Source organism: Psychrobacillus sp. BM2 (assembly GCF_048572895.1).
Taxonomy (GTDB): domain Bacteria; phylum Bacillota; class Bacilli; order Bacillales_A; family Planococcaceae; genus Psychrobacillus.
The window spans coordinates 3,129,142-3,142,529 of the sequence record NZ_CP183878.1 but is presented as its reverse complement, the minus strand read 5'-3'; the positions used below and the strand labels follow the sequence as shown (position 1 = coordinate 3,142,529).

Annotated in this window: 11 protein-coding genes and 2 pseudogenes; 7 read left to right on the top strand and 6 right to left on the bottom strand. The window is 37.5% G+C overall.

What is annotated here, in order from left to right; all coding sequences use genetic code 11:
- Positions 1 to 64 precede the first annotated feature (64 nt).
- Both ACN6MX_RS15480 and ACN6MX_RS15475 read left to right on the top strand, forming a co-directional pair.
- On the top strand, positions 65 to 1,078 hold the full coding sequence (locus tag ACN6MX_RS15480; protein WP_419959736.1) for an alpha/beta hydrolase fold domain-containing protein: 1,014 nt from the start codon (positions 65 to 67) through the stop codon (positions 1,076 to 1,078).
- A gap of 128 nt (positions 1,079 to 1,206) precedes the next feature.
- Positions 1,207 to 1,632: a GlcG/HbpS family heme-binding protein gene (locus ACN6MX_RS15475; RefSeq protein WP_419959735.1), complete on the top strand. Its 426-nt coding sequence runs from the start codon at positions 1,207 to 1,209 to the stop codon at positions 1,630 to 1,632.
- A gap of 2 nt (positions 1,633 to 1,634) precedes the next feature.
- Here ACN6MX_RS15475 and ACN6MX_RS15470 read toward each other — a convergent pair whose 3' ends face one another.
- A complete protein-coding gene (locus ACN6MX_RS15470; protein ID WP_419959734.1) occupies positions 1,635 to 1,841 on the bottom strand; it encodes a hypothetical protein in 207 nt (68 codons plus the stop codon).
- A gap of 32 nt (positions 1,842 to 1,873) precedes the next feature.
- Here ACN6MX_RS15470 and ACN6MX_RS15465 point away from each other — a divergent pair.
- The 4 genes and pseudogenes from ACN6MX_RS15465 to ACN6MX_RS15450 form a co-directional block, all read left to right on the top strand.
- Positions 1,874 to 2,173 (top strand): annotated as a pseudogene (locus ACN6MX_RS15465) (MFS transporter); the annotation flags it as partial.
- A 303-nt stretch (positions 2,174 to 2,476) separates the two neighbouring features.
- Positions 2,477 to 3,611, top strand: a pseudogene (locus ACN6MX_RS15460) (TIGR04053 family radical SAM/SPASM domain-containing protein).
- An 856-nt stretch (positions 3,612 to 4,467) separates the two neighbouring features.
- Positions 4,468 to 4,965 carry a YbaK/EbsC family protein gene (locus ACN6MX_RS15455; protein ID WP_419959733.1) on the top strand — a complete coding sequence of 166 codons (498 nt, stop codon included), beginning with the start codon at positions 4,468 to 4,470 and terminating at the stop codon, positions 4,963 to 4,965.
- Complete coding sequence (locus tag ACN6MX_RS15450; protein ID WP_419959732.1) at positions 4,949 to 5,422, top strand: NUDIX hydrolase; 474 nt, start codon at positions 4,949 to 4,951, stop codon at positions 5,420 to 5,422. The genes ACN6MX_RS15455 and ACN6MX_RS15450 overlap by 17 nt, the downstream gene beginning before the upstream one ends.
- Before the next feature lie 347 nt (positions 5,423 to 5,769).
- On the opposite strand, the gene ACN6MX_RS15445 is transcribed toward ACN6MX_RS15450, so the two are convergent.
- The 5 genes from ACN6MX_RS15445 to ACN6MX_RS15425 all read right to left on the bottom strand — a co-directional run bounded on the left by ACN6MX_RS15445 (position 5,770) and on the right by ACN6MX_RS15425 (position 12,025).
- On the bottom strand, positions 5,770 to 7,224 hold the full coding sequence (locus tag ACN6MX_RS15445) for a phospholipase D family protein (protein WP_419959731.1): 1,455 nt from the start codon (positions 7,222 to 7,224) through the stop codon (positions 5,770 to 5,772).
- 145 nt (positions 7,225 to 7,369) lie between these two features.
- Entirely contained in the window at positions 7,370 to 8,629 is a 1,260-nt protein-coding gene (locus ACN6MX_RS15440) for an MFS transporter (protein WP_419959730.1), read from the bottom strand.
- Between the two features lie 427 nt (positions 8,630 to 9,056).
- Entirely contained in the window at positions 9,057 to 10,181 is a 1,125-nt protein-coding gene (locus ACN6MX_RS15435) for a cupin domain-containing protein (protein WP_419959729.1), read from the bottom strand.
- A 36-nt stretch (positions 10,182 to 10,217) separates the two neighbouring features.
- Entirely contained in the window at positions 10,218 to 11,171 is a 954-nt protein-coding gene (locus ACN6MX_RS15430; protein WP_419959728.1) for a fumarylacetoacetate hydrolase family protein, read from the bottom strand.
- A 104-nt stretch (positions 11,172 to 11,275) separates the two neighbouring features.
- Positions 11,276 to 12,025 (bottom strand): IclR family transcriptional regulator, encoded by a 750-nt coding sequence (locus ACN6MX_RS15425; RefSeq protein WP_419959727.1) that lies wholly within the window; start codon positions 12,023 to 12,025, stop codon positions 11,276 to 11,278.
- A gap of 162 nt (positions 12,026 to 12,187) precedes the next feature.
- Here ACN6MX_RS15425 and ACN6MX_RS15420 point away from each other — a divergent pair, with 162 nt between their 5' ends.
- Positions 12,188 to 13,387, top strand: a complete 1,200-nt coding sequence (locus tag ACN6MX_RS15420) for an FAD-dependent monooxygenase (protein WP_419959726.1) — start codon at positions 12,188 to 12,190, stop codon at positions 13,385 to 13,387.
- The last annotated feature ends 1 nt before the right edge of the window (position 13,388 follow it).

Below are 13,388 nucleotides of genomic sequence, written 5' to 3'. Positions count from 1 at the left end.
GTGCCACAATGTTTTGTTATGATGATTTACAGCAGGAACAAACAAAACAATTAGGAGTGAAGCAATGAAAAAGTCTATATCAACCATTTTATCAATGTCCCTCGCATCTATATTATTAGCTGGGTGTTCAACGAACGGTTCTAAAGAAACGGCTCCCAAAAATAGTGGAGAAACGGAAACAACTCAACAAGAAGAAACGAAGCAACAGGTTCCTGAGGGTGAGGCAATTGATACCTCTTTCATTGAGAATAAACAATTAGATGTTAAATACGGCAGCCAATCGGAATCTCAAAAGCTGGACATTTATTTCCCAAATGAAGGAGAAGGCCCGTTTCCAGTCATCATCGCAATCCATGGGGGCGGATTTATGCAGGGAGATAAAACAGGGACGGACCTGACCGCCATGCTTGAAGGCGTCAATCGAGGATATGCAGTTGTAGCGGTCAACTATAGACTTTCAGGGGAAGCAATATTTCCTGCAGCGATTAGTGATGTAAAAGCTGCAATTCGTTATGTTAAAGCTAATGCGGAAGAATATAACTTGGATTCTGAGAAAGTTGCGGCATGGGGAGGTAGTGCGGGCGGAAACTTAGCAGCACTAGTAGGAACGAGCGGAGATGACGACTCTTTAAACGGTGAAAATACCGAAAACATGGAATATACTTCTGAGGTACAAGCTGTCGTTGATTGGTATGGACAAATTGACTTTTTAAAACTGGATGAGCAGTTCACGAAATCAGGAATCACGCCTAAAATGGGAGAACGTAGCTCAGATGATTCTCCAGAAAGCAAATACATCGGCGAAAATATCACCGAGAATATAGAGCAAGTAGAAAAAGCTAATCCGACAACTTATATTACCAAAAACGATCCAGCGTTTTTTATCCAACACGGAACGGCTGATCCGAACGTTCCAACGCAACAGTCCATTGATTTCTCTGAAAAACTTACAGATGTTTTAGGGGATGAAAAAGTGGAGCTTACACTTTTGGAAGGCGCTGTCCATGGAGGAGAACTTTTTAATTCAAAGGAAAACCTTGAAGAAGTATTTGATTTTCTCGATCGTGTATTAAAATAAATTTATGCGGGTGGCAATTTTGCCACTCGTTTTTTTATTTTGTATTTTTGTATTAATTTTTTTAAGTAGTGAACCATTTCTTTATAACGAAAATATTATAAAAGAATGAAATGAAAGGAGATTCATATATGGTTATATCGCTTAAAATGGCAAAGGTATTGTTGGAAGCGTCAGAAAAGAAAGCCAAGGAAATGGGATTGTCGGAGAATATAGCAATTGTTGATGAGGGCGGAAACCTCAAAGGCTTTTTGAGAATGGACAATACTAAATTTGGAGGAATAGAGATCGCTATTGATAAGGCATGGACAAGTGTCGCGATGCAAATGCCTACTTCAAATCTTGCGGAGGCAGCACAGCCTGGCGGGCCGTCATATGGTATCAATACAACAAACGAGGGGAGAATTGTAGTTCTCGGAGGAGGTGTTCCTTTAGTTTACAACCAGAAAATAGTCGGGGGCATTGGTGTTAGTGGAGCAACGAGTGCACAGGACATAGAAGTAGCAAATGCTGCAGTTAGTGTCTTTGAGGCAATGGTTCAGCGTCAACACCAGTAGTATTAAGGGGAATATTCATAGGTGCGACGTTCGATAACAGCGATAAGGAAAGTTCCTTTCGCTATTAACTTTTTCTCTAAAGTCATTTCGCGTTTGAACGGACGGCTGGATTTGGTTCTATGCGTATCTCCTAGTCCCAATATTTCCTGTTCACGATAAGCTGCACGCCAACACTTGCAGGCAGAAGCAATCCACTTTAGACCAATCATTCAAATATCACGCACTCTTTCCCTTTTTCATCACTTTATTAGTAGCTGGTGTACTGATTGGCCTCGGCTTTGGTAATATGCAGTCAAGCACACAAGCGATCGCAATTAAATTGACGCCTCCTCATCGCATGGGACTGGCAACGTCGACCTTCTTTATATTTCTTGAAGCAGGACTTGGATTCGGTCCTTATTTACTCGGATTCATCATTCCATTAACCGGCTACCGAACCCTTTATGTGATCATGGGCGTTGCAATCCTGGCGACTACTGTTCTTTACTACTTCCTGCACGGCCAGAAAGAAACTGCAGCAAGGGCGAATATTAATACTTAGACTTTAGTTTGATAGCTAACTAGAAAAGGGACATCCCGAAAAAATGGGGATGTCCCTTTTTCATTTCTCATTATTGAATAGCCAAAACAATGTCAAATACTTCAATCTTTATATGGGAATTTTAAAGCACAGGTATATCTTAGTAAACATTCTTATTAAAACGATGAATCCCCTAATGATTGAAGTATCACTTTATTATTTGTCACATTTTCATACTCAGTGAGTGAATAATATCACTTCGGAATTCAATTGAAAATGTTAGACTCCAAGTATAAGATGCTTCGTGCAATAGGAGGAAAAAGTATGTTTTCACGAGATTATAATGAAAATCCGTTTCTCGTTATTTGGGAGTTAACCCGTGCATGTCAGCTTCATTGTCTGCATTGTCGTGCAGAGGCTCAGCATCATAGACATCCATTGGAGTTAACATTAGATGAAGGTAAAAAGTTAATAGATGATATTTATGAAATGGAAAATCCCTTACTTGTATTTACGGGTGGGGATCCATTGGAATGACCAGATGTATTTGATATTGCTGAGTATGCTATTAAAAAAGGGGTCCGTGTATCTATGACTCCATCTGCTACTCCAAATGTGACAAAAGAAGCAATGCAAAAGGCAAAAGATATTGGGCTAGCGAGGTGGGCTTTTAGTATTGATGGGCATTGTGCAGAAGTACATGATCATTTTAGAGGGACGACTGGTTCCTTTGATTTGACGATGAAAGCTATCGAATATTTAAATGAACTAGGAATGCCATTACAAATTAATACAGTTATTTCAAGATATAATTATGCTTACTTAGATGAGTTGGCGGAAATGGTGGAGAAGCTTAATTGTGTACTATGGAGTGTATTTTTCCTAGTTCCAACTGGCAGAGGGAAAGAAACAGACATGATCTCGCCAGCTGAGCATGAAAAAAGTATTTAGATGGCTATATAATCTTTCAAAACGAGTACCATTTGATATTAAAACAACTGCTGCACAGCATTATCGCCGAGTAGTTATTCAACAAAAATTACGCGAGCAAAAGGGATTAAGCGATAAAGAGCATATCTTCTATGAAGATGCATTGACAATGGGGAATACCGGTAAAATCGATGGTTTAGGACGAGCACCAAAAGGAGTAAATGATGGGAATGGGTTTGTCTTCATCTCGCATACAGGTGATGTGTTGCCGAGTGGACTACTACCGATAAAAGCTGGGAACATCCGCCAAACACCCTTAGCAGAAATTTACCGTAATTCGGAGGTATTCCAAAACTTACGTTGTCCCGATAAATATAAAGGAAAATGTGGCGTTTGCGAGTTCAACAAAGTGTGCGGAGGATCTAGATCCAGAGCATACAATGTAACAGGGGATTATATGGAGAGCGAACCATATTGCGTTTATATTCCTCAGGCCATGAAAAAGAAAGCTAAGCAACCAATTGTATAACTACAAAGCAAGTAATAGGGGAATGCTATTACTTGTTTTTTTTAAAAAAAGTATATAAAAATGTACCGTGAACACTGGGTTTTCGGTGCTTTTAAAAATGAATAATACTATGATTTCCGTTTCAGGTGGACGCTTTCCGCGGGGGGAGCGATTGCTATCACCGTCGCTAACGCGTCGATGTGATAGCTCATCTGTCTCACTCATCCCGCCGGAGTCGCCACCTTTCACTACAATCAATCAGTGTGTAGTACTCCACTAGAAAATTTAGCATAGCTTATCGCTTAGATGATAAGATTGGTCAAATTTTAGAGAGTGATCAAATTATTTGTAATCGCTTTAGTATTAGAAATGCGATGAACCAATGATAGAGGAAGAAAGCAGGTTTTCTTTTACACTAGTGGAAATAAAGAGAAATAGTAAGTGTTTGCACTATAAAGAAGTGAATAGCGAACGAAATTGCATCTTCGAGAGCTTACTCTATGAATAAGAAAGTAGCTTTTCTTTAGTTACCTAAAAATGAACTAACCTGTTTCTAAAAGTTATAGGAGGGCGACGGACAGACGAACGCCATAAGATTACTGAGAAAAGAGATGCTGGTCGTGACGTTAGTCACGACCAGCATCTCTAAAAAAACATTCGGTAATACTAAGCAATAAGTCTGTCCAGAGCCCTTCGAAAACGTTAGAAACAGGTTTTGAACTATAAGGACCGGGCGTCTTTTTGCTCGGTTTTTCTTATGGACTGACAAGGTTTGTTATGAGCAGTTTTATTTTAGGTTAGGCAAATTTCCATGAAAACAAGTAGAATAGATGTATTAGTCTGAAAAATAAAACGAAAGAAAATGAGGGATTCGGTAATGGCAATTGAATTAGTAAGAGACTATTTTAAAGAATTTGGAATGGAGAATAAAATACAAGAATATGAGGCATCGAGTGCCACTGTAGAACTTGCTGCTGTCGCATTGAATGTGGAACCTGCTAGAATAGCCAAAACACTGTCTTTCAAAATAGAGGATAGCTGTATGCTCATAGTTGCTGCGGGTGATACAAAAATTGATAACGCAAAATTTAAGAGTAAATTCGGGGTGAAAGCAAAAATGTTATCTCCAGAAGAAGTATTAGAGCAGGTGGGACATGCAGTTGGAGGAGTTTGTCCATTTGGAATTCCTGCTCATATCAATGTTTATCTAGACGAATCGTTAACACGTTTTGAAACCGTTTTTCCGGCTTGTGGAAGTAGTAATAGTGCAATTGAGCTTTCATGTGAAGAACTTTTTACTTTTGCAAAAGCGGCTGAGTGGGTAGATGTTTGTAAAGGTTGGTATGAGGAGGAGTCAAATGGACATATCGTTTAAGACTGTCGAGGGAAGATTTAATTATCGTGTTGGAGGATTGCTAGTACATGATGGGAAGCTGTTGATTATGCAAGATAAAGGGCAACCTTATTATTATGTACCAGGTGGACGTATCAAGATGAATGAAAAAAGTGAAGATGCCGTAAAACGTGAAGTAAAAGAAGAACTCGGAATAGAAGTGAACGTAAATCGGATGCTTTGGGTAAATGAAAACTTTTTTAAAGAAAAAACATTAAGTGAGCAATTTCATGAAGTTTGCTTCTTTTATTTGCTAGAGCTAAAAGACAGGGAAATCCTTAAAAGAGGAAGTGAATTCGAAGTCGATGAGAACGGAAAAATACATACATATTATTGGAAAACACTCGACGAGATAAAGTATATAAATCTATATCCACAGTTTTTGAAGGAGAAAATGTGGGAGCTGCCTGTGCATATTAAGCATATTGTGGGGACTTGAAAAAATGCTCTGAGCTGCACAACTGCTCGGAGCTTTTCCTGTTTTTTTCTACTTGGCAATTACAAAACTGTCTGTATTTGAAAGGATGATAAGAGTGACCAAATGAATTACTTTTTACAGTACTTCTACTGTTTGGAATTGGGGAGTTATTCCTTCTGGGTGGGGTATTATATGGATATACTTTACAAAAATTAAAAAGGAAAAGTGTTGGAATTGTATTTCTAGCAGTTGGGATTTTGATTTGTGCTTTAAATAGATAAGTGTTGTTGTATAGTAATTTTATGGAAAACAGTTCTATGTATAAGAAATGACAAAGAAAAACGCTGAGTGTGCTCAGCGTTTTTCTTTTAATAAGTAGTAACTTTCGTAAACTTCTGCAATGTATAAATCCATCGTTGCCACCAAGTAAAGCTATCCTGGAATTCATCCAATTCGACTGTATACATAGCATCTTCATTATTCCAAAGTCGCTCAAAATACGTCTCCATTTCCGCTACTAATTCGCTATCATTTGGTGCGATCACCTTTAAGTTATTTTCTAGATTATAATCATCTAATGTTCGTTCTGTGTAATTAGAAGAACCATTAGAAATAATTGTATGTTCATTTGATTGAATCCAAATTGCTTTTGTATGATATTGACCGATAACGGTATTATACCAACGAACATTTAGCTTTCCTTTCGTATCTTCTACCATTTCGTGCACCACCGGACGATTTGGAAGGCCAGATTTTTGTCGTCCGAAGGAATTTTCGTTTGGATCAAGAATCATATTAACTTCGACACCTCGATTTGCAGCATCAATAAGGGCATTTACGATATCCCGCTTAGCTACAAAAAACATACCGAGCCAAATTTTATCCCCTTTTTTGGTTGCGGCTAAGTCCGCAAGTAACGCATCAAGGATTTTCTTCTCTGTTAAATACTGAACTTGATATTGTCCGTCAGATTCTTTCATGTCAACACGAGGTAGTTTAGGTCCTCCGGAAAACAAAGAAACGGCTTCCTCCGATTCCAAAATATCATTTAATATAGGACCAGTTACCTTCAAAGCAATATTGCCATGGAATCCACTTGCATCATGAGGATTAGAAGACGTTACCATTGCTTCTTTATCAGTAACTACTGCCTTGCGATGATTTGCTTTTACATTGAGTAAGGTCAAATATGAGGCAACTGTCATCTTAGGGGCTTCACTTGCCATCGCATTGGCAATCCATCCCTCGCCTCCAAAGTCAAACCATTGGAAAAAGGTACGATAAATACCCGAATAGATAGGGGTAGAATCGCGCAAAGGGTCTAAATCGGTGTAAACAATTTCTACGCCTGCTTCTCTCATTTTCTTAAACCACTTACTCTCAAAGGACCCATAGCCTTTGTTCAACGGATCAGTTATAAATACAATAGGCATATCGGGATGGTCCATTTTCTTCTGAGCTAATGTAGAAGACAAAGTATCTGCAATCTTAGGGAAATTTTCCTTTTCATCGTAAAAGCCATCAAATAAGAAAAAGTCTACAACGATAAAATTTTCAGCTTCCTCAATCATTTTATAAACTTCTTCAAATATATAATTTTCATGCACCATGCCAGTTCCTTCACGGTCCTGTGCATAGGTTAAGTCAGTAATCATCTCAACAGAATCCGTATTATGTATTTGTCCCTTAAAGGAAACACCTTCGGGTAAGGGCTTATATGTATGCCACAGTATAACTGCAATATAAATTAGTACGAATACACCCAGAGAACCCATCACGATTCTTTTTCGTTTACTCCATGGCTTATTTTTCTTTTTAGCCATTTTTCTTCCCCCTACAAATTCTCTTTTTAGTACTTTTCCCTAAAACTGCAGAGTACAAACCAATATGCTAATCTTGTTGGTTGGTTTGTATGAAGAAAAATATAAAAAACTTAGCCCAAAAAGACTTGGACTAAGTTGTTTAAAACTATGATTGTACTGAAACACTACTATTAACGATTGGTTCTTGCGTGTTATTAACTTTAGATGGTGCTGTTTCTTTAAAGAATAACGTGAATACAAATCCGAGAAGACCTGCTGCGGCAGCAACATATAATGGTGTTTGTATACCATACATGTCTGCTAGGGCACCATTTATCATTGGATTTAAGAATCCACCGACGAACTCACCAATACCGATTGTTAAACCTATAGCAAGTCCTGAGTATTGTAATGGAGCAGACTCAACAGGAATAACGGACATGGACATACCGATAACACCTGAACCTGCCGAACCGATGAATAAAAGCACCATCATTAATGGAACTGAATCAACAAATACTATGCTCAGTGGCACCAGTATTAACAACAAACCAGAGACTGCAGAAGCTGGTTTACGACCCGTGCGCTCTGAAAGAGTTGGGATTAAGAAACCGAAGATTGCATAACCAACACCGAAAGAGGCCATTACAAGACTCATTGTAGTACTAGATAATCCTTTTGCTTGCACCAAATATGTTGGTGCGAAAATTTGGAATGCCATTAATGTTGTCATAACTAAGCTGAAGACAACAATTGATAACCAAATATTACGGTGCTTCAGTACTTCTTTCACTTTCACTTTTTCAGTCGATTTTGTAGCGTGCATAGCATGAAATTTCGTTGGATCTGGATTTTTAACACCTTTTAGGACTGCTAAACTTAGAATTATCCCTGGAATAATCGTTAAATAGAATGCAAAATGCCAGTCATATTGATTTGCTAATGCAACGATTACTATCGGAGCTAAAATACTACCGAATAATGCATTACTTGTGTTCATTGTGAAGCCTAAGTTAAATCCGCGACGATTTTCCGAAGATTCCATAGCCAATATAGATTGTGTTTGCGGTATCATTGGACCCTCTACAATCCCCATTAATAGGCGGAGTACGAATAACATAGCGAATGTTTGTGCTAAACCATGTAATAAGGAAATAACTGAGAAAGCGAGTATTAAAACTGCTAACATTATTTTCTTGCTCTTCACTTTATCTGAGATGAATCCACCTAAGGGACCCGAAATTGACCAAGTTAATGCAAGTGCTGCTCCAAGTAAACCTAACTGAGTATAGTTAAGTCCTAAATCCACTGAAATCATAGGGAACAAATAGTTAATTGCTAAACGATCAAAGAATACAAAACCTATGACGAAGAAGAAAATTATTGTTAATTTATTTTCATATCTCCAAAATTTCTTTTTTTCCATTATAAAACATCCTTCCTTAAAATCACGTATTGTTATAGCTAGTAGGTTAAATCATAAAATACGGTGATACGAAGAGCGATTAGTATAAATTTCAATTGATTGGATTTTTATAACCGGCATCATCTTAATAAAAAGATAAATATATGAATCCATATTAATAAAACGAAGAAAGATGATTGGTACTAATTATAATTTTTGAATATTTAGAAAATTTAAGGCATTTTTGTACCACTTCAAGTACATAGAAACTGCTTCTTGTATTATCAACTTCTATTATTCTCGCTTTCTATCACCACCTTAAAGTAAGGATAAAATAAAGCGCTTACATAATTTGCTGCAACAACATTCAAAAAAGTTTTGAAAAATACCCTGCAAATGATAGTACTATCTACCATTTACGGGGTATTATTTTATTCAATTAATTGTATTAACGAAAAGCTGCTTTAAATTCGCTAGTAATTTCTTGATGACCATTATTAGAGTCATAACATTGTTCTTGCTCTAACTCGAAGCGATCCATGATTGGAATATCATTTACAGAGAATAGGTATGAATCTTTTGTAGCAATATGTTCATACCAAGCCCAGTTAGGGACAACAAAATAGTCTCCTGCTTTCCAGTCGAAGCGTACACCGTTAATAACTGTGTAGCCTTCACCTTTGTGAGCATGATAAACAGTTGAATGTGTATGTCGCAATGCTTTTGTATGCATACCAGCAGGTAAATGTTGCATGCGAGTTCCTAATGTTGGATTTGCTGATTTACCAGTGGAAGGATTGATATACTCAACAGCAAACCCGTGATGCGGATCTGGATCAAATGCCATTAGCCCTTTAATACCATCTAAAGTGCGATCCCACTTATAGTTTGCTAGTGGTGCAACTGTAAATTTATCATCCCCAACAGGACGAACCATACCACCACGGTAACGTTGCTCTGTAAAGTTGTCTGGCACGCCAGGTTGTTGCAGTCCATCTGCGTATGGTTCAAAGAAAGTACCGCCAATTGCATAAAGAGTTGGGATATCTAAAGCATCCATCCACATCATTGGCTCAGTGCCTTCATGTGCATGACCATGCCATAAGTTTTTAGGAGTAATTAAGAAATCTCCCTCTTCCATGAAAATACGTTCACCTTGAACGATTGTATAGGCACCTTTACCTTCTGAAATGAACCGTAGAGCTGATTGTGAATGACGATGGGATGGTGCTTTTTCTCCTGGAAGAAGCATCTGAACAGCTGCATAAATTGTCTGAGATGTAGATCCCCAGCCCCAAGGTTTACGATAGGTTAAGCCAGGATTTTGAAAATAGATTGCTCGACGTTCTCCACCACGGTCGGGTGTGAAAATTTCGGCAGCTTCACCCATTTTTTTATCGATTAATTCTTTTGACCAAAGATAAGCCTCGGCTTGCGGTTTTGGCGTCTTGTGCATAATTTCCGGAATGGCTTCCCATAGTGGTCCAAGGTTATATTGAGAAATTTCTTTTGTAAAGTCTGTTACAGTTTGACTTTTCATAAATTCTGCTACTTCTGGTGATACTCCAGCCATAATTCTTCGACTCCTTTTCAGATAAAATGATTAATATTAAGCATTTACTAATGTATTTTCTACAGTTGCTACTTTATTTTCCAAAGCACCGACTTTATCGATTTCAATACGTACAATATCATTATCTTTTAAGAATGTTGGCGGATTCATCGCCACACCAACCCCGCCAGGAGTACCAGTTAGAATAACGTCCCCGGGCTCAAGTGTCATCAGATTTGAAAGGAATGCCACTAATTTCTGAACAGAGAATACTAGATTAGCTGTATTTGTTTTTTGACGAACTTCTCCATTTACAGTTAATACAACTTCTAAACCAGATGGATCTCTTAATTCATCAGATGTTACCAAGTAAGGACCCATTGGTGCCGAACCATCTACGGTTTTTCCTTGTAGCCATTGTAAAGTGCGGCGTTGGATATCGCGGTAAGTCACGTCATTTGTAATGGTGTAGCCTGCAACGTAATCCAAAGCATCTTCTTCAGAAACATTATGTGCTCTTTTTCCCATAACAAATGTAAATTCTGCTTCGTAATCCAATTGATCAGAAATTGGATAAAATGGAATATCATCTTCTGGACCTAAAATAGTATTCGCAAATTTAGCAAAAATAACTGGATGTGTTGGTAATTCACGACCCATTTCTAAAATATGTTCACGATAATTATGCCCTACACAAATAATTTTCCCGGGATTTATAACAGGTGCTTCTACTTTGACCTCTTCAAGTGAAAAAATTGCTTTTTGAGCAGATACTGTTGGATTAGTCAAAATGAAGTCTATAGCTGTTTGAGCTAATTCAATTGATTTCTTACCTCCTTGATATAGCTCATCTGTTGTAGCAGGTACATATGCATGTGCGATTTCTTTATAACGATGTTCACCGGCTTCTTTTAATTGTGTTTCATATGCATAATTTAAATCGACGACTTGCTCATCTACAATTGCCCCAGCACGTGTGATTCCATTAAGTGTATAGTTAATTAATTTCATTATAATCCTCCTTTTATCAAAATAGAATACATTGTTCTCTATTTATAGAAAAAGATAATACATTTTCTAGTGTAATGTCAACCTTTTTCAGAAAAATCTTTCTTTTACTTAAGATAATTGGATAGTTTTTGTGAAAGCGCTAGCATTTTTTGTGCAGTAGGATGTTTATGATCATTCGGGATAAGATTTTTGAATCCTACTGCGGTAATCGCAGCTACTAATTCTTGCTGAAAATTAAAAATGGGCACACTGCAAGATGAAATATGTTCTATTAGTGGCTCTGTTTTTGCTGCAAAAAGGTATGCTCTTACTTGTTCGATCTCTTGTTTAACCTGTTGTTGTGTTTGGTCGGACAATGTCATCCATGATTGATCAATCCAATTGCTTATATGTATACCTTTTTTAAAGGCATAAAAAATGGAGCCAGTAGAGGAGATAAGTGGTAAAGTAGTTCCATTTTGTGCTCCAATATTAATGCCATATGTAACACTCCAAATTTCTTTTATAAGTGGACCTTCCGCAGAAGGGATAGCGATTAATGCAGTTAATCCTGTTTCCTCGGTAAAAGCTTTTAGATAGGGATCAGCAAGCTCAATTATTGATGTATCTCCTTGAGCAATATTACCAAACTCAATGAGTTTGTTACCTAGTTTATACATATTTGTAACGGGGTCTTTAAACAAAAACCCACACTGAGTAAGTGTTGTTAAATATTTATACATCTTACTTTTTGTCATATTTGACAGCTGTTGAATTTCTGTGAATTTCATAGGTCTACGTTCTTTAGCAATTATTTCTAATAGTTCTAATCCGGTTTGCAAGGATTGAATAACTGTCTGTTTCTTCTCTTCCATACGTCATCCTGCTTTCTCAAAAGTTAATAAAATACTTATTTAAAATATTAGAATATTTTGTTTCGTTATTGACAAATATAATACATTTGCGTTAGATTTTCATTATAAAGAAACTTTGTTCTCTATTTGTGGAATGTAAATTATATTAGGAGGTTATTATTTATGACGAAAATCAGTGATATTATCGTAGTTGGTGGGGGAATTGGTGGTTTAGCGACAGCACTTTCAATCGTACAGCGCACAGATAAGACCGTAACAGTTTTAGAACAAGCACCTGAGTTTGGGGAAGTTGGTGCAGGTATTCAGTTAGGCGCAAATGCTCTATATGTTTTGGATCAATTAGGAGTTAAAGAAGAAATTGCGAAAGTGTCGGTGTTCCCGAAACGGTTAGTTTTGAAGGATGTTTACACAGCAAAAGAACTTGCAGTTTTGGATTTAACAGAAGGTTTCCAAGAACATTTTAAGCAGCCATATGTGGTACTACATCGTTCAGATTTACACCGAGTATTGTTCGAAGCATGTCAGAAACATGACCGTATTAAGTTCATGAACGACCAAATTATTCAAACAGTTGAACAAACAACTGGGCAAGCAACAGTTACAAATCAAAATGGGGAAACATATAGCGCGGAAGCTGTTATTGGTGCGGATGGATTAAAATCAAATATTCGAAAATTATTCTCAAATGATGAACCAATTTGCTCTGAATATGTTGCATACCGCGGAACGATTCCGATCGAAGAAATCACTGCTAAAGGTGATGTAGCAATGGATGATGTGATTATGTGGATTGGTCCTAACTTGCATTTAGTTCAATATCCTGTACGTCGTGGTGAACTATACAATCAAGTAGTTGTATTCAAAACATACGATTACAAACCAGATGGTGACTGGGGTACTCCAGAAGAAATGGAAAAACGCTTTAAAGGAGCTCATCCATTGGTAGAGCGTGCTTTAGAATTTATCTCTACACAATTCCGTTGGGGAATGTTCGACCGTTCACCAATTGAAAATTGGACAGAGGGTAATGTTACATTGTTAGGGGATGCAGCACATCCAATGCTTCAATATTTAGCACAGGGCGGTGCACAGGCATTAGAGGATGCTTATGTTTTAGGTGAAGCACTAGAATCAGAAGCCACTTATAACGAGGCATTTACTAAATATCAAGCGGAAAGACAACCTCGTAGTGCAATGGTTCAAACATCAGCGCGTAAGTGGGGAGAAATTATTCATGCGGATGATGACATCAAGGTTTTACTGCGTGATACTATTTTCAACAATCACAAAGCAACAGACTATGAAGTAGCAGACTTCTTATACAATTATTTCAACACAAGAAAAAATGAAGTAAAAGCTTAAT

Bases quoted from the DNA above. Each gene is read 5' to 3' on its own strand.
- ACN6MX_RS15420 (WP_419959726.1), top strand. From the start codon at position 12,188: ATGACGAAAATCAGTGATATTATCGTAGTTGGTGGGGGAATTGGTGGT.
- ACN6MX_RS15445 (WP_419959731.1), bottom strand. From the start codon at position 7,224: ATGGCTAAAAAGAAAAATAAGCCATGGAGTAAACGAAAAAGAATCGTG.
- ACN6MX_RS15470 (WP_419959734.1), bottom strand. From the start codon at position 1,841: ATGATTGGTCTAAAGTGGATTGCTTCTGCCTGCAAGTGTTGGCGTGCA.
- ACN6MX_RS15455 (WP_419959733.1), top strand. From the start codon at position 4,468: ATGGCAATTGAATTAGTAAGAGACTATTTTAAAGAATTTGGAATGGAG.
- ACN6MX_RS15440 (WP_419959730.1), bottom strand. From the start codon at position 8,629: ATGGAAAAAAAGAAATTTTGGAGATATGAAAATAAATTAACAATAATT.
- ACN6MX_RS15480 (WP_419959736.1), top strand. From the start codon at position 65: ATGAAAAAGTCTATATCAACCATTTTATCAATGTCCCTCGCATCTATA.
- ACN6MX_RS15430 (WP_419959728.1), bottom strand. From the start codon at position 11,171: ATGAAATTAATTAACTATACACTTAATGGAATCACACGTGCTGGGGCA.
- ACN6MX_RS15425 (WP_419959727.1), bottom strand. From the start codon at position 12,025: ATGGAAGAGAAGAAACAGACAGTTATTCAATCCTTGCAAACCGGATTA.
- ACN6MX_RS15435 (WP_419959729.1), bottom strand. From the start codon at position 10,181: ATGGCTGGAGTATCACCAGAAGTAGCAGAATTTATGAAAAGTCAAACT.
- ACN6MX_RS15450 (WP_419959732.1), top strand. From the start codon at position 4,949: ATGGACATATCGTTTAAGACTGTCGAGGGAAGATTTAATTATCGTGTT.
- ACN6MX_RS15475 (WP_419959735.1), top strand. From the start codon at position 1,207: ATGGTTATATCGCTTAAAATGGCAAAGGTATTGTTGGAAGCGTCAGAA.